Source organism: Variovorax sp. Soil_C_17 (assembly GCF_057657265.1).
Window position 1 is genome coordinate 1,714,956 of sequence record NZ_JBDGIT010000001.1, and the last position, 26,115, is coordinate 1,741,070.

The following is a 26,115-nucleotide window of genomic DNA, read 5'->3' on the forward strand; positions in this document are numbered from 1 at the left end:
TTGCGATGGGGGTGGCGGAGCCGCGCAGCGGCACAGCCTGGGGGAGATCTGATGGCCGATAGCGTCCACGTGCCCTTCGACGTCAAGCTCATGAACGTGACCGCGACCCTGGTGTACGCGTTGTTCGCGCTCGTGCTGCTGGCGGCGGGGGCCTGGTGGGTGCTGCGCCAGCCCTTCTTCCCGCTCGCCGGCATCAAGGTGGACGGCGAGGTCACGCACAACAACGCGGTCACGCTGCGCGCCAACGTCGCGCCGCAGCTGGCCGGCAACTTCTTCACCGTCGACCTGGCGAAGGCGCGGGCGGCCTTCGAATCCGTGCCCTGGGTGCGCAAGGCGGTGGTGCGGCGCGAGTTCCCCAACAAGCTGCGCGCGACGCTGACCGAGCATGTGCCGGTGGCGCACTGGGGCGACGAGGCCGATTCGCGGCTGATCAACGGCTTCGGCGAGGTCTTCGATGCCAACGTCGCCGAGGTGGACGACGACCTGCCGCGCCTCGGAGGCCCGCCCGAGCAGGCCGGCCAGGTGCTGGGCATGTACCGCGTGCTGCAGCCGCTGTTTTCGCCCTACGAACTGGCGATCGATCAGCTGAAGCTGTCGAGCCGCGGCAGCTGGAGCGTCGTGCTCGACAGCGGGGCGGTGCTCGAGCTGGGCCGGGGCCGCAGCGAGGAAGTGGCGGCCCGCACGCAGCGCTTCCTGGTCACTGTGGCGCCGGTCGCCAGACAGTACGGGCGCAGCGTCTCCGCCGTCGAAGGCGCCGACCTGCGCCACCACGAAGGCTATGCACTGCGGCTGCGCGGCGTCACCACGGTCACGACAGAACCGCCACCGCCCAGGAAGAAATAGAGAGCAGAGGAAATTCATGTCCAAGGAATACAAAGACCTGGTCGTCGGACTCGACATCGGCACCGCCAAGGTGATGGCGGTGGTGGCCGAGGTCCTGCCCACCGGCGAGCTCAAGCTGGCGGGGCTGGGCATCGCGCCCAGCAACGGGCTCAAGCGCGGCGTGGTGGTGAACATCGACGCCACGGTGCAGAGCATCCAGCAGGCGCTCAAGGAAGCGGAGCTGATGGCCGACTGCAAGATCAGCCGCGTCTACACCGGCATCACGGGCAGCCACATCCGCGGCATCAATTCGAGCGGCATGGTGGCGGTCAAGGACAAGGAAGTCACGCAGGCCGACGTGGCCCGCGTGGTGGAGACCGCGCGCGCGATCAACATCTCCAGCGACCAGCGCCTGCTGCTGGTGGAGCCGCAGGAGTTCGTGATCGACGGCCAGGACGTGAAGGAGCCGATCGGCATGAGCGGCATGCGGCTCGAGGCCAAGGTCCACATCGTGACCGGCGCCCAGAGCGCGGCCGAGAACATCATCAAGTGCGTGCGCCGCTGCGGGCTGGAGGTCGACCAGCTGATGCTCAACCCGCTCGCCTCCAGCCAGGCGGTGCTGACCGAGGACGAGCGCGAGCTCGGCGTGGTGCTGGTGGACATCGGCGCCGGCACCACCGACGTCGCCATCTTCACCAACGGCGCGATTCGCCACACCGCGGTGATCCCGATCGCCGGCGACCTCATCACCAGCGACATCGCGATGGCGCTGCGCACGCCCACCAAGGACGCCGAGGACATCAAGGTCGAGAACGGCTATGCCAAGCAGTTGCTGGCCGATCCCGAGACGCAGGTGGAGGTGCCGGGGCTCGGCGACCGCGGGCCGCGCATGCTCAGCAAGCAGGCGCTGGCCGGCGTGATCGAGCCGCGGGTGGAAGAAATCTTCTCGCTGGTGCAGCAGGTGGTGCGCGAGTCGGGCTACGAGGAGGTGCTGTCCTCCGGCGTGGTGCTGACCGGCGGCAGCGCGGTGATGCCGGGCATGGTCGAGCTGGGCGAGGACATCTTCCTCAAGCCGGTGCGCCGCGGCATCCCCAAGTATTCGAGCGCGCTGTCGGACATGGTCGCGCAGCCGCGCGCCGCGACCGTGATGGGCCTGCTGGAAGAGGCGCGTTATGCACGGCTGCGCGGCTTCAAGGTCGCCCAGAAGAACGGCTCCGTAAAGACCGCCTTCGGCCGCTTCAAGGACTTCATCGTGGGGAACTTCTGATGATGGACAGCACACCACTTTGGCTCGTCGGTCCGCAGATCCAGCGGACCCTGAGTCCCCCCCGGCATTTCAACGAGCGATGGCGGCGCACCGGGCCGCCGCGGGAGGGCAGACGGTGACCCTCAAAACAACACATTCGTACAAGCAAGGCAACTGCAAATTCAAGGAGTCAGAAATGGCCATCGAAATGATCGAAATCGAAGAGTTCAACCAAGGCACGCAGATCAAGGTGATCGGCGTGGGCGGCGGCGGCGGCAACGCGGTCTCGCACATGATCGAGCGGCGCGTCCAGGGCGTCGAGTTCATCTGCGCGAACACCGATGCGCAGGCGCTCCAGCGCAGCAACGCGCACAAGACCATCCAGCTCGGCACCAACGGCCTGGGCGCCGGCAGCAAGCCCGAGAAGGGCCGCGACGCGGCGGAAGCGGCGGTCGACGACATCCGCGGCGCGATCAACGGCGCCCACATGCTGTTCATCACGGCCGGCATGGGCGGCGGCACCGGCACCGGTGCGGCGCCGGTGATCGCGCGCGTGGCCAAGGAGATGGGCATCCTCACCGTGGGCGTGGTGACCAAGCCCTTCGACTGGGAAGGCGGCCGCCGCATGACCAATGCCGACGCCGGGCTGACCGAGCTGGAGGCGAACGTCGACTCGCTGATCGTGGTGCTCAACGAGAAGCTGCTCGACGTGCTGGGCGAGGACGTCACGCAGGACGAAGCCTTCGCGCATGCCAACGACGTGCTGAAGAACGCAGTGGGCGGGATCTCGGAGATCATCAACGAGTACGGCGGCGTGAACGTCGACTTCGAGGACGTGCGCACCGTGATGGGCGAGCCGGGCAAGGCCATGATGGGCACCGCCGCGGCCTCGGGCCCGGACCGCGCGCGCATCGCCGCGGAACAGGCCGTGGCCTGCCCGCTGCTCGAAGGCATCGACCTCTCGGGCGCCAAGGGCGTGCTGGTGCTGGTGACGGCATCGAAGAACTCGCTGAAGCTGAGCGAATCGAAGCTGGCCATGACCACCATCCGCGCCTTCGCAGCGGAAGACGCGCACGTGATCTACGGTGCCGCCTACGACGACAGCCTGGGCGACGAGATGCGCGTGACGGTGGTCGCCACCGGCCTGTCGCGCCAGGACGCGCGCCGCCAGGCGCCGACGCTGGAGGTGATCCGCACCGGCACCGACAACATCCCGTTCGGCGTGCCGACCCTCGGCGGCACCGTGCAGGGCCACCCCAGCCAGCCCAACTACGACGGCATGGCCGTGCCCAGCGTGTGGCGCACCAACCGCACCATGGCCGCCGCCAAGGTGGACGCGCTGTCGACGGGCGGGATGGACGACATCGAGATCCCCGCCTTCCTGCGTCGTCAAGCCGACTGAACGGCCTGAACATGGTGGCTATTGCGGAGATAGCGAGGCGCACGGCGCGCCGGGTGCCTCGCGCTCCTAAAATCGCTGCCGTGCTCCAACAACGAACCCTGAAATCCATCACCCGCGCGGTCGGCGTGGGGCTGCACAGCGGCCAGCGCGTCGAGCTGACGCTCAGGCCGGCGCCCATCGATGCGGGCATCGTGTTCCGCCGCGTCGACCTGCCCGAGCCGGTGGAGATCCCCATGCGCGCCGAGGCCGTGACCGACACGCGGCTGGCCTCCACCGTGTCCACCAACGGCGCCAAGGTGCAGACGGTCGAGCACCTGATGTCGGCCTGTGCGGGCCTGGGCATCGACAACCTGCAGATCGACATCACGGCCGACGAGGTGCCGATCCTCGACGGCTCGGCCTCGTCCTTCGTGTTCCTGCTGCAAAGCGCGGGCATCGTGCTGCAGGATGCGCCGCGCCGCTTCATCAAGGTCACGAAGCCGGTCGAGGTGCGCGAGGGCGAGGGCCACGACCTCAAGTGGGCGCGCCTGGTGCCTTACCACGGTTTCAAGCTGAGCTTCGAGATCGACTTCGACCACCGCGTGGTCAACGCCAGCGGCCAGCGCTTCGAGTTCGACCTGGGCTCGGGCTCCTACAGCCGCGACATCGCGCGCGCGCGCACCTTCGGCTTCACCAAGGAGGTCGAGTACATGCGCTCCAAGGGATTGGCGCTGGGCGGCGGGCTCGACAACGCGATCGTGATGGACGACACCAAGGTGCTCAATGCCGGCGGGCTGCGCTACGACGACGAGTTCGTCAAGCACAAGATCCTCGACGCCATGGGCGACCTCTACGTCATCGGCCGCCCGCTGCTCGCGGCCTACAGCGCCTTCCGCTCCGGCCATGCGCTCAACAACAAGCTGCTGCGCGAGCTGCTGGCCCAGAAAGACGCCTACGAGATCGTCAGCTTCGACGACCAGCGCCAGGCGCCGGCCGGCTTCGCCGAAGTCGCGCGGGCCTGGTAGGCAAGCGACCGATGCTGCTGTTCCGCTGGGCCATCCTGCTGCTCCTGCTGGCGGCCGGCGTTTCCTTTGCCTTCTATGCCGGGACCGGCCAGCCCAAGTACAAGCGCTTCGGGTGGATCGTGCTCAAGTGGACGCTGCTGGCAGCCTTCGGGTTCTTCGCGGTGCTGATTGCCGAGCGCGCGCTCTGAAGTGATTTCCTTACCTCTTTGTAAGGAATGTGGTGCAAACCACGCTGACATCCAAAGGTCAGATGACGCTGCCGAGCGCGGCGCGGGCTCGGCTCGGCTTGGAAGCGGGCGACCGGCTCTTGGTGACGGTGGTGGATGACGACACCATCATCCTGAAGCGGCCGCCCTCGAAGCCCGCCAAGAACTTGCGCGGCCTCCTGGCGCGCCCCGGACGCGCGCTGTCCGTGGAAGAGATGGATGTCTGCTGGCCGCAAGCGCACAGGCTGCCGGCCACGCGCCCATATTGACCTTCGGCAAGAAGGCAGCCAAGACGTCGACGCATCAGCTGCTGCGCTGACCGACGCGCCGAACGGCCAGTCTCAGCGCGTTCGACCCTTCCGATACATCCCGCTGGTGCTGCGCGCCAGCACCGCCGCCTGGCCGAGCCGGGCCATCGAGCTGCCCACATGCGCATGGGTGATCGCGATGCCCAGCGCGTCGGCCGCATCGCTGCCGGGCACGCCGGGCAGCTGCAGCAGGCGCCGCACCATTTCCTGCACCTGCGCCTTGGCGGCGCGACCGTGGCCGGCGACGGCCTGCTTCATCTGCAGGGCGGTGTACTCGGCCACGGGCAGCGCGTTCGTCACCAGCGCCGTGAGGCAGGCGCCGCGGGCCTGGCCGAGCAGCAGGGTGGATTGCGGGTTGACATTGACGAACACGATCTCCACCGCCGCCGCATCGGGCTGGTAGCGGGCCACGATCTCGCCGATGCCGTCGAAAAGCACCTTGAGCCGCGCCGGCAGCTCGCCTTGCGACACGCTGCGGGTGCTGATGGTGCCGCTGGCGACGTAGCGAAGCGCGTGGCCGTCCATGTCCACCAGGCCGAAGCCGGTGGTCTGCAGGCCGGGGTCGATGCCGAGGATGCGCATGCCGGGCCGCGCCTCAGGCACCGAAGTACCAGCGAACCGAATGGAAGAACACCGGGGCCGCGAAGCACAGTGCATCGACGCGGTCCAGCAGGCCGTTGGCCCCGGTCACGCCCACGCCGCGCCGGCCCCAGTTCGGAATGCCGCGGTCGCGCTTGAGCGCCTTCATCACCAGGTGGCCCATCGAGCCGGCCACGCAGGCGAGCAGGGAGACGGCCAGCGCCTGGCCGAAGCGGAAGGGCGTGATGAAGGAGAACAGCGCGCCAACGACGCTCGCGATCGCCATGCCGATGGCCCAGCTGCGCCAGTTGAAGCTGCGGCTCACATGCGGCGCGGCAGGCGCATCCCTGAAGAGCCAGTCGCCGACGCGCTGCAGGCGCCCGCCGGTCGCTTCGGCGGCTTCCGCCGGCGCTTCTTCGCCGGGCAGGCTGCTGCGCCGCGCGATGAGGTGCTGCACCAGCACGCAAGTCTGCACCACGAAGACCAGGAAGAACACGAGAAACGCGCTCTTGCCCTCGTAGCCCGGGAAGGAGAGCAGCAGCAGTGCCGGCACATGGCTCATGCCGTAGACGCAGACCATGATGCCCCACTGCAGCTTGGCGTTGCGTTCGAGGAAGTGGTTGGGATCGTCGGCCAGCGCGCTCACCACCGGGATGGCGAGGAAGACGTAGACCGGAATGAACACGGTGAAGAGGTCGAAGCGCGCCGTCGCCACCAGCCAGAACTGGATCGGCAGCACCACGAAGAAGGCCAGGATCAGGCTGCGGTGGTCGCCGCGCCGGGTCGGCGACAGCGTGATGAACTCGCGCAGCGTGAAGAAGGAGATCAGCGCGAAGAGCACGGTGGCCATCGTCTCGCCCAGCGCCCAGCCGATCCAGAAGATCACCGCCATGAACCATGTGGTGCCCAGCAGCCGGCGGAAATGCGCCAGCTCGCGCTGCCAGCGCTCGTCGTGACGCGGGTTGCGGCGCTCGCGAAAGCTCAGCAAAAAGGCCGCGATGCTCACCATCACCAGCAGGCCGAAGACGATGAAGAACAGGGCCGCCACCTGGTGCGTGGGCGAGAGCTGTCGGAGGTATTCGTTCATCTATACGTACCGCAATGCGATGACGCACTCGCGCGCGCGGTCGAGGAAAGGACGCCGCTCCTCGCTGTCCTCGAGGCGGATCGGCGCGCCGAAGGTGACCGAGCAGAGGATCGGCACCGGCACGACCTCGCCCTTGGGCATCACGCGCTGCACGTTGTCGATCCAGGCCGGCACCAGCACCACCTCGGGGAACATCTGCGCCAGCGTGTAGAGGCCCGACTTGAATTTCTGCGGCTCGCCGGTGTTGCCGCGCGTGCCCTCGGGAAAGATGATGATCGAGTCGCCGCTCTGCAGCGCCTCGATCAGCGGCTGCAGCGGCAGCAGCGCTTCGGCGCTGCCCGGCTGTGGCGCGGGTGGTGCATCGGCCGGTGGCGATGCCAGCGGCAGCTCGCCCTGCATGGCGTCGACCGGCTCGGGATCCACGAGGGGCATCGCTTCTTCGAACACGGGCTCGATGCGCTCGCGGGGCGCGGCCGGCGCAGGTGCAGGGGCGGGCGCACTGCCGCCGCGTTCCACGTAGATCGCATTGAACACCTCGGTGGTGATCCATCGCTTGAAGGGCGTGGTGGCCCAGTAGTCGCGCGCCGCGATCGGCCGGGTGATGCTGCGCAGCTCCTCGGGGAGCGCGGCCCAGATCATCACCAGGTCCAGATGGCTCTGATGGTTGGCGAAGTAGATGCGCTGCTCGGCCTTGGGCGGGCAGCCCCACCAGCGCGCCTGGGCACCGGTGAGGAGCCGGATCAGGCCCAGCAGCACCCACCCCGTGAACTTTGCAAGCATGGCGGCGATGATACGGGCGGCGCATGCAGGTTTTTCTCGTGCCGCGGCCGAAGAGGCCTCGTGAATCCGCTATGATTCGGACCCTTCAAACGCGGGAATAGCTCAGTTGGTAGAGCGCAACCTTGCCAAGGTTGAGGTCGAGAGTTCGAGACTCTTTTCCCGCTCCAGATTCCCCTCCTCGATGTGCGCGCTGCCCCTGCAGATCAGGGCAGCTCGGCCGACGGCATGCGCGCCACGATGGTGGCCGTGCGGCCCGCGAGGTAGGCCGATCCGGACCGCCGCTCGAAGAACTTCGGGCTCGGCAGCATCACCGCCAGTTTCGCCGCCTCATGCGCGCCGAGCCGCGAGGCCGGCTTCTTGAAGTAGTGCTGCGCGGCCGCCTCTGCGCCGAAGATGCCTTCGCCCCACTCCACGCTGTTGAGGTAGATTTCGAGGATGCGCTGCTTGTCCAGCAGCAGCTCCAATGCAACCGAAAGCAGCAGTTCCTGGCCCTTGCGCAGCAGCGTGCGCTCGCCCGACAGCAGCAGGTTCTTGGCCAGCTGCTGCGTGATGGTCGAGCCGCCGCGCAGTTGCACCGGCCGCGGCTCCTTGCCGCGTGCGCGCATCTGCGCCGCCCGCCGGGCCGCGATCTGCTCGGCCCTGGCATTGCGCTGGCGCGCGCGCTCGACGGCCTCCCACTCGACGCCGTTGTGATAGATGAATTCGCTGTCCTCACTCGCGATCACCGCGCGCTTCAGGCTGTCTGCGATCTGCGAATAAGGCACCCATGCTTGTTTCCAGCCGCGCTCGCCGTTGCTGCGCCCCTCGCTCGCGAGCTGCCAGGCCTCGGAACGCTGGAAGGCGGTGGACTGCGGATCGATCACCGCCATCGCGGCGATGCGGCCGATGAAGAAGACTTCGAGCGCCACGGCCGCAAAGAGCAGGCACAGCACCCAGCGCAGAAGAGCCTTCACTTGCCGTCGACCATCGCGCGCATCTCGGCCAGCACCTGGCCCGAAGGCGGCCGCACGCCGCGCCAGAGGGCGAAGGACTCGGCGGCCTGTTCGACCAGCATGCCCAGTCCGTCGCGCGGCACCGCGCCGTGTTCGCGGGCCCATTCCATGAAGCCCGCGGCGGCCGGCCCATACATCATGTCGACGGCCAGCGCGCCGCGCTTGAGCACGCGGGCCGCCACCGGCACCTCGCCGCCCGCAAGGCTGGAGGCGGTGCCGTTCACCACCACATCGAACTCCCCGGGCACGGACTGCAGTTCGTGCGCCTCCAGGTCGATGCCATGCTGCAGCGCCAGCGCCGCATGGCGCCGCACCAGGTCGATGGCCTTGGCCAGCGTGCGGTTGGCCACCACCACACGGCGCGGTCCGGCTTCCAGCAACGGGCCCAGCACGCCGGCCGCAGCGCCGCCCGCGCCCAGCAGCAGCAGCTCGCTCCCGGCCAGTGGCACGCCGGCGTGCTGCGTGATGTCGGCGACGAGGCCTGCGCCGTCGGTGTTGTCGCCATGGATGCCGTCCTCGTCGAAGCGCAGCGTGTTGACCGCGCGCGCCAGCATGGCGCGTGGGCTCAGGTGCTGGGCCAGCGCCGCGGCCTCGAACTTGAAGGGCACGGTGACGTTGCAGCCGCGCGCCGTGCCGCTCGTCTCGGCGCGAAAGGCGGCCACCGCGGCCTCGAAGCCGTCCCGCGGCACCAGGCGGCGGCCGTAGTCCAGCACCTGGCCGGTGAGCTCGCCGAAGCGCGCATGAATCCAGGGCGAGCGGCTGTGCTCGACCGGATTGCCCATCACGCAATAGAGGTCCATGGCGTCCGGCTCACTGTTTGGACGGCGACGAGGAGACTTGGGTCTCGAGCGTCTCGTCGCGGGTGAACTTGAAGCGCGAGGGCAGCACGATCTGGTCGGTTTGCCGCCGCATGGCGTCGGTGAACTTGCCGAAGCTGCCGATGCTGCGCACGATGGCCTGTGCGCGCCGGTCCAGGGTCGCATTGCCCGAACCCTCGACGACCTCGGTGCCGAGGATCGCGCCGTCGAAGTTGACGGTCACCAGCATCGTGAGCTCGCCGTAGAGCTTCTTGCCCGAGAGCTCTGGGAAGTTCTCGGTGCCGCGCGCCTCGATCTTGCGGCGCAAAGCATCGACGTAGACGGCATAGGTGGCCTCGCGCGTGGCGGGGCTGAGGTAGCGCTTCTTGGGCCGGGCATTCTCCTCGTTCACCCGGCGCTCGATCTCGGCCAGCATTTCGATCAGCTGGCGGCGTCTTTCCTCGCGCGCCTTGGACTCGCTGGGGTTGCCCTGGTGGCGCGGATCGGGCAGCGGCATCGCGGCGAGCTGCTGCTTGATCTGCGCCAGCAGCAGCATCTGCTGGGCCTGCATGGCCTCGACCTGCCGCTGGGCGTCTTCCATCGAGTCGCCGATGGCGGTGAAGGTGGAGGGCGGCAGCGGGCTGGTGGCGCGGCCGCGCTCGAGGTCGCCGCCGCCGGCCAGCGAGCTCTGGGCGATGGCCTGGGCTTTCTCGGGCCGTTCGTTGCTCTTGGCGTTGACCAGGATGACTTCGAGCGGCGTCTCGGTGAAGACCCGGTTGAAGGACTCGGGGTCGGCAAAGCGGAACGCGAGCAGCAGGGCATGCGCGGCGACCGAAATGCCGAGCGCGATTTGCAGGCTGCTCAAGTCGCGCAGGTTCACGAGGCGACCTCCCCCATGCTCGTCACTTCATGTACTTCGCGCACTCCCTCCTGAAGGAGGGGGCGAGCACCTTCGGGCAACCGTGCCGTGCTCATGCCGTGATCTTCTCCGGTGGGGCCGCCTCGTCGCTGTCGGCCAGGTCCACGGCAATGGCGATCGGTCCGGCGACTTCTTCTTCCTCGCCTTCGTCTTCCGCAGCCGCCTCGGCCGGCGTCGTGTCGAGGCGCTCGATGACGGTGCCGTGCACGTCGAGCGCGATCTCGTCGACCTCGCCGAGCTTGACACGCACGCGTGCCCCGCGCGCCAGGCCCTGCGTGCCGGTGACCTGGAACACCAGCGGCAGCGTATCGGCGCGCGCCAAGGCGCCGTTGGGCACGTCCTTGATCAGCGTCGCCTCGAGTTCGGTGATGTTTTCCTGCTCCAGGTACTTGAGGGTCCAGAAGCGCTCCATGCCGCCCTGGTGCGCGTTGTAGGCGGCATAGGCGGCATCGAAGCCCGAGAGGATGGAGAACAGGTCGGCATCCTTCGGCTTGAAGGGCGCCGCCAGCGCGGCGGTCTTGCCGTGGCGCGCGGCCGCGATGATCTGCCACTGGTTCACCAGGTCGGTGTAGCGGCGCAGCGGCGAGGTGCTCCAGGCATAGCTCTTCACGCCCAGGCCGGCGTGCGGCAGGGCGCGGGTGCCCATGCGCACCTTGATGCCCGGCGCCAGGCTGGCCTGGCTGCGGTAGAGCGCGGGTACGCCGAGCTCGCCGAGCCAGCCGCCCCAGCTGCTGTTGGCCAGGATCATCGCTTCCGACACGATCAGGTCCAGCGGCGCACCGCGCTGGCGGGTGGTGATCTGCACCCGCTCCTCGCCGGTGGGCTCGCCCTGGGCATCGGGCAGGCGGAAGTTGTAGTCGGGCCGGTTGAAGCTCTCCGGCTTGCCGCGAACCACTTCGCGCTGCGCCTTCAACTGCCTGGCGAGGCGGAACAGGAAGGACAGCGGCTCGCGCAGCCGCCTGGCGACCTCGGGCGTGCCTGCGTTGTCGACCGCGGCGTCCTCGAGCCAGGCCTGCGTGATGAAGCCGTCGAGCTGGTCGTGACGCAGGTTGGCGACGATGGGCACGCGCTCGAGGCGGGTCTCGGTGGTCTTCAGCGCCAGCGTGGTCTCGTCGAAGTCGGCGTAGAGCGAGACGGCCGGGCAGTCGCGCCCTTCCTGCAGGGTGTAGATCTCGACCACCTCGTCGGGCAGCATGGTGATCTTGTGCCCCGGCATGTAGACCGTGGACATGCGGGCGCGCGCGACCTGGTCGATCGGGCCGCCCGGCGCCAGCGCCAGGCCCGGCGCGGCGATGTGGATGCCGACGCGCACGGTGCCACTGCCGAGGCCGGTGACCGAGAGCGCATCGTCGATCTCGGTGGTTTGCGAATCGTCGACCGAGAAGGCCTGCACTTCGGCCAGCGGCAGCTCGTCGGCGATGGCCGGGGCCTTGAGCGCCGGGAAGCCGGTGCCCTTGGGGAAGTTCTCGAACAGGAAGCGCCGCCAGTGGAACTGGTAGGGCGAATCGATCGCTCCCGCCTGCTGCAGCAAGTCGAGGGGCGGGCGCTGCGTGGCCCGCGCGGCCTCGACCACGGCCTTGTACTCGGGCGCGTTCTTGTCGGGCTTGAAGAGAATCTTATAGAGCTGCTCGCGCACCGGCGCCGGACATTCGCCGGCGCCGAGTTGCGCGGCCCATTCGGCGATCTGGGCCTGGACCTGCTTCTTCTTCTCGATGGCGGCCAGCGCCTGCTGCACGATCTCGGCCGGCGCCTTCCTGAAGCGGCCCTTGCCGGCGCGGCGGAAGTAGTGCGGCGCCTCGAACAGCGCCAGCAGCGATGCGGCCTGCTGGACCAGCGTGGGCTGGGCCTGGAAGTAGTCGGCGGCCAGCTCGATAAAGGCGAACTCCCCTTCGGGCGCGAATTCCCAGGCCAGGTCGAGGTCCATGCCGGCGGCGAGGGCGCGCGCCTCTTCCAGCAACTGGGCCGGCGCCGGCTTCTCGAAGCGCAGCACGATGTTGGCGGTCTTTACCTTGACCCGCTTGCCGGAATCGAGCTCGACCTGTGCCGAGGCCTCGGCCTCCGACAGCACGCGTCCGCCCAGGTACTTGCCGGCTTCTTCGAACAAAACAAACATGGGGCGGATTGTCCCATGCGCCGCCGCGCGCGCAGGGCTCGCTGGAGTGCCTTCGCCTTCGGCTGCGGTGCAAGCGCCTTGGGGCGGCCGGGCGGCGCTCAGGCGGGGTGGACGAAGGCCATCACCTCGTCGAGGTGACGGCGCTCGAAATCGGACAGGGCGTGGTCGCTGCCTTCCAGCAGCTCGATGCGGCTTCCGGGGTAGCGGGCCGACATCTCGCGCCAGTCCAGCACCTCGTCGCCCTTGGCGATGATGGCGAAGACGCGTTCCGGTCGCGCCAGCGGGCCGACGTCGAGGGCGCGCAGCTCGTCGATGTACTCGGGCCGGAAATGGAAGTGCTCGGCCGGGTCGTGCCAGGAGGTCTGCTCGCCGATGTGCTTCGCCAGGTCGCGCGCCGGGTGGACGGCCGGGTTCAGGAGCACGGCGCGGCAACCGGTCATGCCGGCGACGTAGGTCGCGTAGAAGCCGCCCAGCGAGGAGCCGATCACCGCCATCCTGTCGCGCGGCCATGGTGCGATGCCCTGCATGATCAGCTCGATCGCTTCGTGCGGCGAGGGCGGCAGCTGCGGGCACCACCAATGCAGATGCGGGTGCCGCTCCCGGGCACGCTGTGCCACCTGGCGCGCCTTGGTCGATTGCGGCGAGGAACGGAAGCCATGGAGGTACAGCAGGTGGGTGGTGGGCGCGGAAGTCATGCCTTTGTCTTAAATAGCGAGCGAATCGATGCGCCGGCCATTGTCCGTGAAGCTCGCGCACGGCTGCCGCGGGCGGATAATTCGCGCCCATGTCCGCCGTGTTCCACCAGCCGTCCCTTGCGCGTCGCATCGCGCCCGTGTTCCAGGGCTTCGACGGCCTGCTCGCCTTCGCCGTGCTGTTGCTGGCCTGTGCCGGGCTGCTGACCATGTACTCGTCGGGCTACGACCACGGCACGCGCTTCATGGACCACGGCCGCAACATGCTGCTGGCCGGCTTCATCATGTTCGTGGTGGCGCAGGTGCCGCCGCAGCGGCTGATGTTCTTTGCCGTGCCCGTCTATGTGGTGGGCGTGTCGCTGCTGGTGGCGGTGATGCTGTTCGGCATCACGAAGAAGGGCGCGACGCGCTGGATCAACGTGGGCGTGGTCATCCAGCCGAGCGAGATCCTGAAGATCGCCATGCCGCTGATGCTGGCCTGGTGGTTCCAGCGCCGCGAAGGCCAGCTGCGCACCCTCGACTACGTGGTGGCGACGCTGCTGCTGGCGGTGCCGGTCGGGCTGATCATGAAGCAGCCTGACCTGGGCACCTCGCTGCTGGTGCTGGCGGCAGGCCTGTCGGTGATCTTCTTCGCCGGCCTGTCGTGGAAGCTGATCGTGCCGCCCGTCATCATCGGGCTGGTCGCGGTGTCGCTGATCGTGGGCTTCGAGTCGCAGCTGTGCGCCGACGGCCTCGACTGGCGAATCCTGCACGACTACCAGAAGCAGCGCATCTGCACGCTGCTCGACCCCACCAAGGACCCGCTGGGCAAGGGCTTCCACATCATCCAGGGCATGATCGCCATCGGCTCCGGCGGTGTCGGCGGCAAGGGCTTCATGCAGGGCACGCAGACGCACCTGGAGTTCATCCCCGAGCGCACCACCGACTTCATCTTCGCCGCCTACTCCGAGGAGTTCGGCCTGGCCGGCAACCTGGCCTTGATTGCCGGCTTCATCTTCCTCATCTTCCGCGGACTGGCGATCGCGCTGGATGCGCCCACGCTGTTCTCGCGCCTGCTGGCCGGTGCGGTGACCATGATCTTCTTCACCTACGCCTTCGTGAATATGGGTATGGTCAGCGGCATCCTGCCGGTGGTGGGGGTGCCCTTGCCCTTCATCAGCTACGGGGGCACCGCGATGGTGACGCTGGGACTGGGCCTGGGCATCCTGATGTCGATCGCGCGAGCCAAGCGCCTGATGCAAAGCTGAGCATCGTTCGGAGGGCGAGCCTAGAATCCCCCGATGATTTCCCGCGAACCCACCCTCGAGCGCCTCGCCACGGCGCAGCAGCTCCTGCTCACGCCCTTCGGCCTGGACGAATCGCACCTGCTGCGCGCCCTGGCGGAGATCACCGCCCACAAGGTGGACGACGCCGACCTCTACTTCCAGTACACCCGCAGCGAGGGCTGGAGCCTGGAAGAGGGCATCGTGAAGACCGGCAGCTTCAGCATCGACCAGGGCGTGGGCGTGCGCGCGGTCAGCGGCGAGAAGACGGCCTTCGCCTATTCGGACGACATTTCCGAGGCATCCCTCCTCGATGCGGCGCGCACGGTCCGCACCATTTCCGCCGCGGGACGCAACGGCCGCGTGAAAGCGCCGAGACGCAAGGTCGCGACCAGCCGCACGCTCTACGGTGGCGTGGACCCGATCTCGACGCTCGACAGCGCCGCCAAGGTCGAGCTCCTGGGCAAGGTCGAGAAGCTTGCACGCTCGCGCGATCCTCGGGTCGCCCAGGTCATGGCCGGGCTGGCCAGCGAATACGACGTGGTGCTGGTGGCGCGGGCCGACGGCACCCTGGCCGCCGACGTGCGGCCGCTGGTGCGCCTGTCGCTCACGGTGATCGCCGAGCAGAACGGCCGGCGCGAGGTGGGGTCCGGCGGCGGCGGCGGGCGTTTCGGCCTCGCCTACTTCGACGAGGCGCGCATTGCCGAATTCGTCGACCAGGCGGTCAAGCAGGCGCTCGTCAACCTCGATTCGCGTCCGGCGCCCGCGGGCGAGATGACCGTGGTGCTGGGCCCGGGCTGGCCCGGCATCCTGCTGCACGAAGCCATCGGCCACGGGCTGGAAGGCGACTTCAATCGCAAGGGGTCGAGCGCCTTCTCGGGCCGCATCGGCGAGCGCGTGGCCGCCAAGGGTGTGACCGTGCTGGACGACGGCACCATCGCCGACCGCCGCGGCTCGCTCAATGTCGACGACGAGGGCAACGCCACCCAGCGCAATGTGCTGATCGAAGACGGCATCCTGAAGGGCTACATCCAGGATTCGCTCAATGCGCGGCTGATGAAGGTCAAGCCCACCGGCAACGGCCGCCGCGAGAGCTACGCGCACGTGCCGATGCCGCGCATGACCAATACCTACATGCTGGGCGGCGACAAGGTGCCGGCCGAGATCGTGGCGAGCATCAAGAAGGGCCTCTACGCCACGAATTTCGGCGGCGGCCAGGTCGACATCACCAGCGGCAAGTTCGTGTTCTCGGCGAGCGAGGCCTACTGGGTGGAGAACGGCAAGATCCAGTACCCGGTCAAGGGCGCCACCCTGGTCGGCAACGGCCCGGATGCGCTGACGCGCGTCACCATGATCGGCAACGACATGGCGCTCGATTCCGGCGTGGGAACCTGCGGCAAGGAGGGCCAGAGCGTGCCGGTCGGCGTGGGTCAGCCCACCTTGCGCATCGATGGCTTGACCGTCGGCGGCACGGCCTGAGGCGTTCGCGCAGCGGCCGGCTCGTCTTGCTGTGCTACATTCGGCCCTTATGTCTTTGCGCGCCGCGTTTTTCTTTTCGTACTTTTGGTTCCCGGACTCCGGCGGACGAGAGGCGAGCGCGTAAAGCACACTGAACACCTCCCAAGACCGCCGGCGCCCCGAGCCCCGGCGGTTTTTTTATGCCCCGATGATTCACACCCTTGAAGGAACGACCCAATGAGCACGAGCAATCTCCCCGGCACCGAGAACTGGTATGCGAGCGTCGAGAAAACCAGCCGAACCGACGACGAACGCATCAAGGACATCACCGTGCTCCCGCCTCCCGAACATCTGATCCGCTTCTTCCCGATTCGCGGTACGCCTGTCGAAACGCTCATCACCGGCACCCGCCACGCCATCCACAACATCATGAGCGGCAAGGATGACCGGCTGCTGGTGGTGATGGGCCCCTGCTCGATCCACGACCCGATCGCCGCGCTCGAATACGCCCGGCGACTGAAGGTGGAGCGCGAGAAGTACGCCGGCACGCTGGAGGTCGTGATGCGCGTGTACTTCGAGAAGCCCCGCACCACGGTGGGCTGGAAGGGGCTGATCAACGACCCCTACCTCGACGAGAGCTACCGCATCGACGAAGGACTGCGCATCGCGCGCCAGTTGCTGATCGAGATCAACCGCCTCGGGCTGCCGGCCGGCAGCGAATTCCTCGATGTGATCTCGCCGCAGTACATCGGCGACCTGATCTCATGGGGCGCCATCGGCGCGCGCACCACCGAGAGCCAGGTGCATCGCGAACTGGCCTCGGGCCTGTCGGCGCCGATCGGCTTCAAGAACGGCACCGACGGCAACATCCGCATCGCCACCGATGCGATCCAGGCGGCAGCACGCGGCCATCACTTCCTCTCGGTGCACAAGAACGGCCAAGTCGCGATCGTGCAGACCAACGGCAACAAGGACTGCCACGTGATTCTGCGCGGCGGCAAGGCACCCAACTATGACGCCGCCAGCGTTGCCACCGCCTGCAAGGACCTGGAATCGGCCAAGCTGCCGCCCACGCTGATGGTGGACTGCAGCCACGCCAACAGCAGCAAGCAGCACCAGAAGCAGGTCGACGTGGCGAAGGACATCGCGGCGCAAATTGCGCACGGCAGCCGCAGCATCTTCGGCCTGATGGTCGAGAGCCACCTGAGCGCAGGGGCCCAGAAATTCAGCGCCGGCAAGGACAACGTCGCCAACCTCGAGTACGGCAAGAGCATCACCGATGCCTGCCTGGGCTGGGACGATTCGGCGCACGTGCTGGAGTTGCTGTCGCAGGCGGTGAAGGCCCGCAGGGGCTGAGGCCTTCCGGTCAGATCAGTTCGGCCAGTGCGGGCCAGTGGTGGCGCAGCAAAGCCGCCTCCTCGCCGTCGGGCTGCATGAACGAGAAGTCGTTGAAGTCGAAGCCGGGACCGACGGTGCAATGCACCAGCGTGTAGTCGGCGCTCTCGGGCGTCAGCAGGGGCCTGGCGGCCTGCCAGCGACCGGCCGTCACGGTGTGCTGCGGATGCGTGCCATGCACGTCGACCGGCCCCAGCCGGACATGTGCAGGTGGCGTGCGCAGCGCGGCATCGCTGGTCCAGAGCGAGAGGGGGGCACCTTCGAGGTGAACCCAGACTTCGTCGGAGAGCACCCGGTGCCAGCGTGAATGCTGGCCGGCCTGCAGCAGGAAATAGATGGTCGTGAGTGCCTGGCGTGCCGGCCTGCCATCGCCCGGAGACACCTGCGCCTCGGAGCGGAACAGCTCGCGATACCAACCGCCCTCGGGATGGGGCGCCAGATTCAGGGTGTCGATGAGCTGCTGCGCGCGCATCCGGTCATTGTGCCGCGCCTGTCGCGCGCAGTGCCGAAAGAAGCTTCTCGTGGACGCCGCCGAAGCCGCCGTTGCTCATGCAGACGATGTGGTCCCCGGGCCGTGCGGCGGCCACGATCTGCGCCACCAGGGGCTCGATCGCACCGGCCACCCGTGCGCGTTCGCCCATGGGCGCGAGCGCGCCCGCCGCGTCCCAGTCCAGCCCGCCGCTGTGGCAGAAGGCGAGGTTGGCCTGCTCCAGACTCCAGGGCAGCTGGGCCGCCATCGTGCCCAGCTTCATCGTGTTGCTGCGCGGCTCGAAGGCGGCCAGGATGCGCTCGTCCCGATGGCCGCCTGCGTCGAGCTTGTTGCGCAGGCCTTCGAGCGTGGTGCGGATGGCGGTCGGGTGGTGGGCGAAGTCGTCGTAGACCGTGATCGGTCCGCCGTGCCGCTCGACCGTGCCGCGCACTTCCATGCGCCGGCGGACGTTGCGAAAGCCCGCCAGTGCCGCCGCCGCCTCGGCCGGCGCCACGCCCACATGCTCGGCCGCGGCGATGGCGGCCAAGGCATTCATCTGGTTGTGCAGCCCGGATAGCGTCCACTCCACGCGGCCGACGGGCTCGCCTTGCCGCAGCACGTCGAAGGCGTCGTGCGTTCCCCGCGCCTGCCATTCGCCGCCCGCACCGAAGCGGGCCAGCTCGCTCCAGCAGCCCTGGATCAGCACGCGCCGCAGGCTGTCCTCGGTCGCATTGACGACCACCCGGCCGCTGGCCGGTACCGTGCGGACGAGGTGATGGAACTGCCGCTCGATCGCCGCCAGGTCGTCGAAGATGTCGGCGTGGTCGTATTCCAGGTTGTTGAGAATCGCGGTGCGCGGACGGTAGTGGACGAACTTGCTGCGTTTGTCGAAGAAGGCGGTGTCGTACTCGTCGGCCTCGATCACGAAGAGCTTCTGCGCGCCGCTTCCCAGCCGCGCCGAGACGCCGAAGTCCAGCGGCACCCCGCCCACCAGGAAGCCCGGCGAGCGGCCGGCGCGCTCGAGAATCCAGGCCAGCATGGAGGTGGTCGTGGTCTTGCCATGGGTGCCGGCCACCGCCAGCACATGCCGGCCCTGCAGCACCTGTTCCGCCAGCCACTGGGGGCCGCTGGTGTAGGGAACGCCGGCATCGAGGATCGCTTCCATCAGCGGGAACTTGGGCGTTCCGTCCGCAAGCCGGACCCGCGACACCACGTTGCCGATGACGAAGACCTCGGGCTGCAGTGCCATCTGATCGGCGCCGAAGCCTTCGATCAGCTCGATGCCGAGGGCGCGCAGCTGATCGCTCATCGGCGGGTAGACGCCGGCATCGCAGCCGGTGACCCGGTGCCCGGCCTCGCGCGCCAGTGCGGCCAGCCCGCCCATGAAGGTGCCGCAGATGCCGAGGATGTGAATGTGCATCGGTCGATTCTAGGGATGCCCGGGGATCGCTCTTCTGCGCACGCCTTCCTTTGGGCAAAATGGGCCGATGGATGTGCCCAAACAGGAAATCGCCGCCGCCGCCGCGCGCCTCATCGTGGAGGAGGGGCTGGAGTACGGCCCGGCCAAGCGCCGCGCGCTGCGCGACCTGGGCCTGCCCGCGCGCACGCCCCTGCCGCACAACGACGAGGTCGAAAACGAGGTGCGGGACTACATCCAGCTCTTTTGCGCCGACACCCAGCCGAAGGAACTCCACGCCCTGCGCGTGCTGGCGCTCGAATGGATGGAGCACATGGCGGAGTTCCGCCCTCATATCGGCGGCGCCGTCTGGCACGGCACGGCGACCCGGCTGTCGGACATCTATATCCAGCTGTTCTGCGATGACCCGAAGTCGGCCGAAATCGCGCTCATCGACCACCACGTCGACTACGAGCCGCGCATGGTGACCGGCTTCCATGGCGAGCAGGTCGAGGCGCTCAGCATTCATGTGGCGAGCCGCACCCTGGGCGAAGAAATCGGGGTACACCTCCTGATCTACGACCTCGACGACCTGCGCGGCGCCCTCAAGCCCGACACCCAGGGCCGCGTGCCCCGGGGCAATCTGGCCGCGCTCAGACGGCTGATCGAAAAGGAAAACGGATGACTGCCAGCCCTACGCGCCGTGGCTGGCTCTTTGGGGGCGTGGCTGCGGCGGCGGCCATTGCCGGATTCGGGGGCGCGGTCTGGCACCGGCGCGCGAATGGAGGCGGCGAACAGCTCGACGCCGCCTTCTGGGCGCAGCGCTTCGAGCGGCCGGAGGGCGGGGAACTGCTCTTGGAGCAACTTCGCGGAAAGCGCTTGCTGATCAACTTCTGGGCGACCTGGTGCCCGCCGTGCATCGAGGAGATGCCGATGATCGATGCCTTTTTCCGCGAAAACGCCGGCAACGGCTGGCAAGTTGTCGGATTGGCCATCGATCAACCCAGCGCCGTGCGCAAGTTCCTGGCCAAGACACCGGTCAGCTATCCTGTCGGGCTGGCGGGCTTGCAGGGGACTGAACTGGTCAAAAACCTCGGCAACACGGCCGGTGGGTTGCCCTTCAGCATCGTGTTGGACGCTGGAGGCGTGATCGCGGCGCGTAAAATGGGCAAGATCGAACCGGCCGACCTCCAAGCGTGGCGGCGGGCCTAGTTCACCAGCTAGAATCCGGTCCCCTCGTCGGGTGTTGACGGCTAAACGCCGAAGTACACCGAAGTACACAGAAGTACACCGACTTTCAGACCGAATAAATCCTCATAGCCGGCAACCCCGGCGCTGGAGTCCCATGGATCTGCGCAAGCTCAAGACACTGATCGACTTGGTGTCCGAATCGAATATTTCCGAACTGGAAATCACCGAAACCGAAGGCAAGGTCCGCATCGTCAAGGGCGGAATCGCAGCGCCGGTTCAGTATGTGCAAGCCATGCCTGCGCCGGCTCCTGGCGTCGGTGCCGCGGCACCCGTGGGCGCCATCGCCGCAGCCCCGGCTCCGGCTGCGGCTCCCGTGGAGGCCGCGCCGTCCGGCCACGTCGTGAAGTCGCCCATGGTCGGCACCTTCTATCGCTCCTCCAGCCCCGGCGCTCCGGCCTTCGTCGAAGTGGGCAGCCAGGTGAAAGAGGGCGACACCATCTGCATCATCGAGGCGATGAAGATCCTCAACGAAATCGAGGCCGACAAGTCCGGCACCGTCACACAAATCCTCGGCGAAAACGGTCAGGCGGTCGAATACGGCCAGCCGCTGTTCATCATCGAGTGACCATGTTCAAGAAGATTCTCGTTGCCAATCGCGGGGTTGGCGCCCGGGCGCGGACGCGCCAAGCCCGGCAAATTGCACTCGTGCGCACCAGCGCACGGGCGATGAGCCGCGGGGGGCGCAATGTTTAAGAAGATCCTGGTCGCCAACCGAGGTGAAATCGCACTTCGTATCCAGCGGGCTTGCAGTGAACTGGGCATCAAGGCCGTCATGGTCTATTCCGAGGCCGATCGAGAAGCCAAGTATGTGAAGCTGGCCGAAGAGGCCGTGTGCATCGGCCCGGCGCCGTCGTCCCAGAGCTACCTGAACATGCCGGCGATCATCTCGGCCGCCGAAGTGACGGACTCCGAAGCCATCCATCCCGGCTATGGCTTCCTGAGCGAGAACGCCAACTTCGCCGAGCGCGTCGAGCAGAGCGGCTTCCAGTTCATCGGCCCCACCCCCGAGTCGATCCGCATCATGGGCGACAAGGTGTCGGCCAAGCAGGCCATGATCAAGGCCGGCGTGCCCTGCGTGCCAGGCTCCGAGGGCGAGCTGTCCGACGATGCCGCCATCAACAAGCGCATCGCGCGCGCCATCGGCTACCCGGTCATCATCAAGGCCGCGGGCGGCGGCGGCGGCCGCGGCATGCGCGTGGTGCACACCGAGGCGGCGCTGGTCAACGCGATCCAGATGACCAAGGCGGAGGCCGCGGCGGCCTTCAACAATCCCTCGGTGTACATGGAGAAGTTTCTCCAGAACCCGCGCCACATCGAGATCCAGGTGCTGGCCGACAAGCACAAGAACGCGGTCTACCTGGGCGAGCGCGACTGCTCCATGCAGCGGCGCCACCAGAAGGTGATCGAGGAATCGCCCGCACCGGGCATTCCGCGCAAGCTGATCGAGAAGATCGGCGAGCGCTGCGCCATGGCCTGCAAGAAGATCGGCTACCGCGGCGCCGGCACCTTCGAGTTTCTCTACGAGAACGGCGAGTTCTACTTCATCGAGATGAACACGCGCGTGCAGGTCGAGCACCCAGTCACCGAGTTCACCACCGGCATCGACATCGTGAAGACGCAGATCATGGTGGCAGCCGGCGAGCGGCTGCCGTTCACCCAGCGCCAGATCGAGATGCGCGGCCATGCGATCGAGTGCCGCATCAACGCCGAGGACCCGTACAAGTTCACGCCGTCGCCGGGTCGCATCACGATGTGGCATCCGCCCGGCGGGCCGGGTGTGCGGGTGGATTCCCACATCTATACCAATTACTTCGTGCCGCCCAACTACGACTCGATGATCGGCAAGATCATCGTGCACGGCGACACCCGCGAGCAGGCGCTCGCGCGCATGCGCACGGCGCTCAGCGAGACGGTGGTGGAGGGCATCCAGACCAACATCCCGTTGCACCGCGAGCTGATGGTCGACGCCAAGTTCATGAGCGGCGGTACCAATATCCACTACCTCGAAGAGTGGCTCGCGGCGCACAAGCGCTGAACGGGGCCGCCCCATGTTCGAACTTCGGCTGCTCGTTCCGGAAGACCGCGTCGAGACCGTCAGCGACGCGCTCGAGGCCCTGGATGCGCTGAGCGTCTCGGTGGAAGATGCCGACGCCCAGACCGACGCCGAGCAGGCGCTCTTCGGCGAGCCGGGCATGCCGCCGCCGAAAGAGGGCTGGCAGCGCTCCCGCGTGATTGCCCTCTTCGCCGACGAGGCGCAGGCGCGCGAGGCGGCGACCGTTTTGGCGGCGCAGGACTTCTTCGAAGGCTGCCAGCAGCTGGGCCTGGTCGACGTGCCCGAGCAGGACTGGGTGCGGCTCACCCAATCGCAGTTCACGCCGGTCGAGATCACGCCGGCGTTCTGGATCGTGCCCACCTGGCATGAGCCGCCGGCCGGGGCGCGGCAGGTCATACGGCTCGATCCCGGCCTGGCCTTCGGCACCGGCACGCACCCGACCACGCGCATGTGCCTGCGCTGGATCGCGTCGCGCGCGGAGATGGCCGGCCAGCGCGTGCTGGACTACGGCTGCGGCTCCGGCATCCTGGCGATCGGTGCGGCGAAGTTCGGCGCCGCCGAGATCGATGCCGTCGACATCGACGAAGCCGCCGTCGACGCGACCCGCCTCAACGCCGAGGCCAATGGCGTGCAACTGAGAGCCGGGCTGAGCGAACTCGCCCAGGGGCGCTATGACATCGTGCTGGCGAATATCCTCGCCACCCCGCTCAAGGTGCTGGCCCCCCTGTTGTGCGAGCACGTGGCGCCCGGCGGCTCGCTGGTGCTGGCCGGCATCCTCGAGCGCCAGGCCGACGAGCTGAAGCTGGCCTATGCGCCCTATGCGGCGCTGGAGGTCAGCGACGCCGAGGACGGCTGGATCCTGATGACCGCGCAGGTCTAGAGCCTCCTCCTGCCGGAGGTCGCAACCCTACAATCGGCGCCTCATGAGCCTGGTCACCCGCTGCCCTGCCTGCGGCACCACCTTCAAGGTGGTGAGGGACCAGCTTCGCATCTCCGATGGCTGGGTGCGCTGCGGGCGCTGCAGCGAGGTCTTCGATGCGACCCTTGCGCTGCAGGAGACGCCCGACCCGGCGCCGGATGCCCAGGCGCCCGCGGCGCCGGCCGTCGAGACGCCGGTGAGCGCGCCGTCCCCTACCCAGCCCGAGCAGGAAGAGGTCGCGCCGCCCTCGGAGGATTCAGCGCACGACGTGGGTGAGACGGACTTCCTCGACGACGAGCACGAGACCGAGCCCCCGCCGGCCGAACCGCAAATCGCAGAGCCACCGGTCGCCGAGCCGCTGCCACCCGAAGCCCCCCGGAAACCCGAGGCGCGGGCCGAGTCCGACCCGCTGCCCTTCGCCGGCATCGTCACCGACGAGCCCTGGCCCGAGACTTCTGCGTCGATGGTCGAGGCGGGTCCGCATGTGGTGCCGCCGTACCCATCCTTGCCGCCCTTCCCGAATATCGACCTGAGTCTGTCCGCCTCGCCTCCCATAGGTCGCGATGCGCGGCGAGCGGAGCCGGCGCGGGTCGAGGCAAAGGCCGCACTTGCGACCACGGCGGAAGAGGACGCCGGCAACGTGCAGTTGCAGAAGGCCTTGCGGCGCGCGCGTGCCAAGTCCGCCAAGATTGCCCGAGCCAAGGCCCGCGGCGAAGAGCGCGCTGCGCGCGAATCGGCCCCCATCGTGCTCGCGGCCAGCGAGCCCGAACCCGTGCCCGATCATCCGCAGCGCCTGCCCCGCTTCGCTGCTGCCGCCGAGGGCACTGCCTTTTGGGAACGCGCCGGCGTGCGGCGGGCGCTGGTCGGGATGGCCGCGCTGGCTGCGGTGCTCCTGGTCGTGCAGGTGCTGCACCAGGAGCGTGACCTGATCGCGGCGCGCCAGCCTTCGATGCGCCCGGTGCTCGCGGCCGTGTGCGGGCTGACGGGCTGCGAGCTTTCGGCACTGCGGCAGATCGGCGACATCACGATCGACGGCGCCTCTTTCGCGCGCGAGAAGGTCGGCGATGCCTACAGGCTGAACTTCACCTTGCGCAATGCCGCGTCCGTGCCGCTCGCGATGCCGGCCGTCGAGTTGTCCCTGCTCGACATGCAGGAGCGCGCCGTGGTGCGGCGCGTGCTCATGCCGTCGGAGTTCGGCGCGCCCTCCGTGCTGCCGCCCCGTGCCGAGCGCACGGCATCGCTGCCGTTGGCGCTCGGCGGTCCGGACGCCGCCGCGCTGCCGCCGGTCGCGGGCTTTCATCTGCTGGCCTTCTATCCCTGAAGCCGGCGCCTCTTCTTTCTTCTCAACCCAACCAGTGGTTCATTCATGGCAGCAGTGATTTGCGGTTCTCTCGCGTTCGACACGATCATGACCTTCGAGGGCCGGTTTGCCGATCAGATCCTTCCTGATCAGCTGCACATCCTCAACGTGTCCTTTCTGGTCCCCGGCCTGCGGCGCGATTTTGGGGGCTGTGCCGGCAACATCGCCTACAGCCTCAACGCGCTGGGCGGCAGGGCGCTGCCGATGGCCACGGTCGGTAGCGACGGCGGCGACTACCTGGAGCGGCTGCGCTCGCTCGGCATCAGCACGGAGTTCGTGCGGCAGATCGACGACAGCTTCACCGCGCAGGCGATGATCATGAACGACCGCGACAACAACCAGATCACGGCGTTCCACCCCGGCGCGATGCAGCAGGCGCACATCACGCGCGTGACGGCGCGCGACGACATCCGGCTCGGCATCGTGGCACCCGACGGACGCGAGGCGATGCTGCAGCACGCCGAGCAGTTCAAGGCGGCGAACATCCCCTTCGTTTTCGATCCCGGCCAAGGCCTGCCGATGTTCGACGGCGAGGAGTTGCGGCATTTCGTGGAGCTGGCGAGCTGGGTCGTCGTCAACGATTACGAGGGCAAGATGCTCTCGCAGCGCACGGGCTGGAGCTTCGCCGAGATCTCCGAGCGCGTGCAGGGCCTGGTCGTCACCCTCGCGGCCGAGGGCTGCGAGGTGTGGACCCGAGGCGAGCGCGAACATGTGCTGGCCGTCAAGCCCACCGCCGTGATCGAGCCCACGGGTTGCGGCGACGCCTGGCGCGGTGCGCTGCTGTACGGGTTGGAGCAGGGCTGGCCACTCGCGCGCTGCGCCGCCCTGGGCAATCGCCTTGGCGCGCTCAAGATCGCGCAGCGGGGCCCGCAGAACTACCAGGTGGATCGCCAGGCGCTCGGCCTCTGAGCCCCGGCCCGCAATAAAAAAAGCCCGGCACCGAAGTGCCGGGCTTTTGCCTTCAAGGCTGCTGAGCGACTCAGGGCTTGCTGGCCGTCGGGAACGGCCAGGCTGCCTGGGGGTTCAGCGTCGTTTGCGCTGCAGGCGCAGGCGCAGCAGCGGTGGGCGCTTTCGCGGCCTTCTTGGCAGCAGGCTTCTTCGCTGCTTTCTTGGCGGCAGGCTTCTTGGCCGCGGCCTTTTTCGCCGGCGCCTTTTTCGCAGGAGCCTTCTTGGCAGCGGCCTTCTTCGCCGGCGCCTTCTTGGCTGCTGCCTTCTTGGCAGGAGCCTTCTTCGCTGCGGCCTTCTTCGCCGGCGCCTTCTTGGCCGCTGCCTTCTTGGCAGGAGCCTTCTTCGCTGCGGCCTTCTTCGCCGGCGCCTTCTTGGCCGCTACCTTCTTGGCAGGGGCCTTCTTCGCTGCGACCTTCTTGGCCGGTGCCTTCTTGGCAGCAGCGACCTTCTTGGCCGGAGCCTTCTTTGCTGCGGCTTTCTTAGCCGGCGCTTTCTTTGCAGTTGCCATTTCTCTTTTCTCCTTGATCAAGTTGAAAAAATCAACCTTTTGAAGCACTCCACGCATGTTGGTAGCGTGAAGCGATTCATGGCGTTGGATCGAGCTCCAGCGCCATGAACACCTGCGCCTTCATCGCCGCCGCACTCTCCGGTGCTTGG

27 protein-coding genes and 1 tRNA gene are annotated in these 26,115 nt (G+C 67.9%); 17 read left to right on the forward strand and 11 right to left on the reverse strand.

The window, feature by feature from the left end; all coding sequences use genetic code 11:
• The first annotated feature begins 51 nt into the window (after positions 1-51).
• The 6 genes from AC3A6Y_RS08305 (at position 52) to AC3A6Y_RS08330 (ending at position 4,949) form a co-directional block, all read left to right on the forward strand.
• Complete coding sequence (locus AC3A6Y_RS08305) at positions 52-843, forward strand: cell division protein FtsQ/DivIB (RefSeq protein ID WP_487867712.1); 792 nt, start codon at positions 52-54, stop codon at positions 841-843.
• 16 nt (positions 844-859) lie between these two features.
• Positions 860-2,089 (forward strand): cell division protein FtsA, encoded by a 1,230-nt coding sequence (gene ftsA / locus AC3A6Y_RS08310; RefSeq protein WP_162578612.1) that lies wholly within the window; start codon positions 860-862, stop codon positions 2,087-2,089.
• 175 nt (positions 2,090-2,264) lie between these two features.
• Positions 2,265-3,470, forward strand: coding sequence for a cell division protein FtsZ (ftsZ, locus tag AC3A6Y_RS08315; protein WP_106558530.1), 1,206 nt, complete (start codon positions 2,265-2,267; stop codon positions 3,468-3,470).
• 80 nt (positions 3,471-3,550) lie between these two features.
• A complete protein-coding gene (gene lpxC / locus AC3A6Y_RS08320) occupies positions 3,551-4,474 on the forward strand; it encodes a UDP-3-O-acyl-N-acetylglucosamine deacetylase (protein WP_487867713.1) in 924 nt (307 codons plus the stop codon).
• An 11-nt stretch (positions 4,475-4,485) separates the two neighbouring features.
• Positions 4,486-4,662: a hypothetical protein gene (locus AC3A6Y_RS08325; RefSeq protein WP_487867714.1), complete on the forward strand. Its 177-nt coding sequence runs from the start codon at positions 4,486-4,488 to the stop codon at positions 4,660-4,662.
• 32 nt (positions 4,663-4,694) lie between these two features.
• Complete coding sequence (locus AC3A6Y_RS08330; protein ID WP_487867715.1) at positions 4,695-4,949, forward strand: AbrB/MazE/SpoVT family DNA-binding domain-containing protein; 255 nt, start codon at positions 4,695-4,697, stop codon at positions 4,947-4,949.
• Positions 4,950-5,021: 72 nt separating this feature from the next.
• On the opposite strand, the gene ruvC is transcribed toward AC3A6Y_RS08330, so the two are convergent.
• Genes ruvC through AC3A6Y_RS08345 form a run of 3 tightly spaced genes read right to left on the reverse strand, consistent with a single transcriptional unit; the run spans position 5,022 to position 7,434 of the window.
• Positions 5,022-5,570 (reverse strand): crossover junction endodeoxyribonuclease RuvC, encoded by a 549-nt coding sequence (gene ruvC, locus AC3A6Y_RS08335; RefSeq protein ID WP_487867716.1) that lies wholly within the window; start codon positions 5,568-5,570, stop codon positions 5,022-5,024.
• Between the two features lie 13 nt (positions 5,571-5,583).
• Positions 5,584-6,654, reverse strand: a complete 1,071-nt coding sequence (locus tag AC3A6Y_RS08340; RefSeq protein ID WP_487867717.1) for a phosphatidate cytidylyltransferase — start codon at positions 6,652-6,654, stop codon at positions 5,584-5,586.
• Positions 6,655-7,434, reverse strand: a complete 780-nt coding sequence (locus AC3A6Y_RS08345) for a lysophospholipid acyltransferase family protein (protein WP_487867718.1) — start codon at positions 7,432-7,434, stop codon at positions 6,655-6,657. It lies immediately after the preceding gene.
• A gap of 91 nt (positions 7,435-7,525) precedes the next feature.
• On the opposite strand from AC3A6Y_RS08345, the gene AC3A6Y_RS08350 reads away from it, so the two are divergent.
• A tRNA-Gly gene (locus tag AC3A6Y_RS08350) sits at positions 7,526-7,601 on the forward strand.
• Positions 7,602-7,637: 36 nt separating this feature from the next.
• Here AC3A6Y_RS08350 and mtgA read toward each other — a convergent pair.
• The 5 genes from mtgA to AC3A6Y_RS08375 form a co-directional block, all read right to left on the reverse strand.
• The gene (gene mtgA, locus AC3A6Y_RS08355; protein ID WP_487867719.1) at positions 7,638-8,387 is read right to left on the reverse strand and encodes a monofunctional biosynthetic peptidoglycan transglycosylase; all 750 of its coding nucleotides are present in this window, start codon (positions 8,385-8,387) and stop codon (positions 7,638-7,640) included.
• Complete coding sequence (gene aroE / locus AC3A6Y_RS08360; RefSeq protein WP_487867720.1) at positions 8,384-9,226, reverse strand: shikimate dehydrogenase; 843 nt, start codon at positions 9,224-9,226, stop codon at positions 8,384-8,386. The genes mtgA and aroE overlap by 4 nt, the downstream gene beginning before the upstream one ends.
• 10 nt (positions 9,227-9,236) lie before the next feature.
• Entirely contained in the window at positions 9,237-10,103 is an 867-nt protein-coding gene (locus tag AC3A6Y_RS08365) for an energy transducer TonB (RefSeq protein ID WP_487867721.1), read from the reverse strand.
• Positions 10,104-10,194: 91 nt separating this feature from the next.
• Positions 10,195-12,255 (reverse strand): ribonuclease catalytic domain-containing protein, encoded by a 2,061-nt coding sequence (locus AC3A6Y_RS08370; RefSeq protein WP_487867722.1) that lies wholly within the window; start codon positions 12,253-12,255, stop codon positions 10,195-10,197.
• Positions 12,256-12,353: 98 nt separating this feature from the next.
• On the reverse strand, positions 12,354-12,950 hold the full coding sequence (locus tag AC3A6Y_RS08375) for a YqiA/YcfP family alpha/beta fold hydrolase (RefSeq protein WP_487867723.1): 597 nt from the start codon (positions 12,948-12,950) through the stop codon (positions 12,354-12,356).
• Between the two features lie 89 nt (positions 12,951-13,039).
• On the opposite strand from AC3A6Y_RS08375, the gene rodA reads away from it, so the two are divergent.
• From rodA to AC3A6Y_RS08390, 3 genes are all read left to right on the forward strand, one after another.
• Positions 13,040-14,194, forward strand: coding sequence for a rod shape-determining protein RodA (gene rodA / locus AC3A6Y_RS08380; protein WP_487867724.1), 1,155 nt, complete (start codon positions 13,040-13,042; stop codon positions 14,192-14,194).
• Between the two features lie 33 nt (positions 14,195-14,227).
• On the forward strand, positions 14,228-15,688 hold the full coding sequence (gene tldD, locus AC3A6Y_RS08385; protein ID WP_487867725.1) for a metalloprotease TldD: 1,461 nt from the start codon (positions 14,228-14,230) through the stop codon (positions 15,686-15,688).
• Between the two features lie 216 nt (positions 15,689-15,904).
• On the forward strand, positions 15,905-17,023 hold the full coding sequence (locus tag AC3A6Y_RS08390; RefSeq protein WP_487867726.1) for a 3-deoxy-7-phosphoheptulonate synthase: 1,119 nt from the start codon (positions 15,905-15,907) through the stop codon (positions 17,021-17,023).
• 10 nt (positions 17,024-17,033) lie between these two features.
• On the opposite strand, the gene AC3A6Y_RS08395 is transcribed toward AC3A6Y_RS08390, so the two are convergent.
• Complete coding sequence (locus AC3A6Y_RS08395) at positions 17,034-17,534, reverse strand: cupin domain-containing protein (protein WP_487867727.1); 501 nt, start codon at positions 17,532-17,534, stop codon at positions 17,034-17,036.
• Positions 17,535-17,538: 4 nt separating this feature from the next.
• The gene (gene mpl / locus AC3A6Y_RS08400) at positions 17,539-18,951 is read right to left on the reverse strand and encodes a UDP-N-acetylmuramate:L-alanyl-gamma-D-glutamyl-meso-diaminopimelate ligase (RefSeq protein WP_487867728.1); all 1,413 of its coding nucleotides are present in this window, start codon (positions 18,949-18,951) and stop codon (positions 17,539-17,541) included.
• A gap of 67 nt (positions 18,952-19,018) precedes the next feature.
• Between mpl and AC3A6Y_RS08405 the strand changes: the two genes are divergently transcribed.
• From AC3A6Y_RS08405 to AC3A6Y_RS08435, 7 genes are all read left to right on the forward strand, one after another.
• Positions 19,019-19,612, forward strand: coding sequence for a hypothetical protein (locus AC3A6Y_RS08405; RefSeq protein ID WP_487867729.1), 594 nt, complete (start codon positions 19,019-19,021; stop codon positions 19,610-19,612).
• Positions 19,609-20,139, forward strand: a complete 531-nt coding sequence (locus AC3A6Y_RS08410) for a TlpA family protein disulfide reductase (protein WP_487867730.1) — start codon at positions 19,609-19,611, stop codon at positions 20,137-20,139. Before AC3A6Y_RS08405 ends, AC3A6Y_RS08410 begins: the two co-directional genes overlap by 4 nt.
• A 133-nt stretch (positions 20,140-20,272) precedes the next feature.
• Positions 20,273-20,743, forward strand: coding sequence for an acetyl-CoA carboxylase biotin carboxyl carrier protein (accB, locus tag AC3A6Y_RS08415; RefSeq protein WP_487867731.1), 471 nt, complete (start codon positions 20,273-20,275; stop codon positions 20,741-20,743).
• Positions 20,744-20,863: 120 nt separating this feature from the next.
• Positions 20,864-22,213 (forward strand): acetyl-CoA carboxylase biotin carboxylase subunit, encoded by a 1,350-nt coding sequence (accC, locus tag AC3A6Y_RS08420; RefSeq protein ID WP_487867732.1) that lies wholly within the window; start codon positions 20,864-20,866, stop codon positions 22,211-22,213.
• 13 nt (positions 22,214-22,226) lie between these two features.
• Positions 22,227-23,111, forward strand: coding sequence for a 50S ribosomal protein L11 methyltransferase (gene prmA, locus AC3A6Y_RS08425; protein WP_487867733.1), 885 nt, complete (start codon positions 22,227-22,229; stop codon positions 23,109-23,111).
• A gap of 43 nt (positions 23,112-23,154) precedes the next feature.
• Positions 23,155-24,471, forward strand: a complete 1,317-nt coding sequence (locus AC3A6Y_RS08430) for a DUF3426 domain-containing protein (RefSeq protein WP_487867734.1) — start codon at positions 23,155-23,157, stop codon at positions 24,469-24,471.
• 45 nt (positions 24,472-24,516) lie between these two features.
• Positions 24,517-25,419 carry a carbohydrate kinase family protein gene (locus tag AC3A6Y_RS08435; RefSeq protein WP_487867735.1) on the forward strand — a complete coding sequence of 301 codons (903 nt, stop codon included), beginning with the start codon at positions 24,517-24,519 and terminating at the stop codon, positions 25,417-25,419.
• 70 nt (positions 25,420-25,489) lie between these two features.
• Here the strand turns inward: AC3A6Y_RS08435 and AC3A6Y_RS08440 are convergent, their stop codons facing one another.
• Positions 25,490-25,966 (reverse strand): histone H1-like DNA-binding protein, encoded by a 477-nt coding sequence (locus AC3A6Y_RS08440; RefSeq protein ID WP_487867816.1) that lies wholly within the window; start codon positions 25,964-25,966, stop codon positions 25,490-25,492.
• Positions 25,967-26,115: the final 149 nt, after the last annotated feature.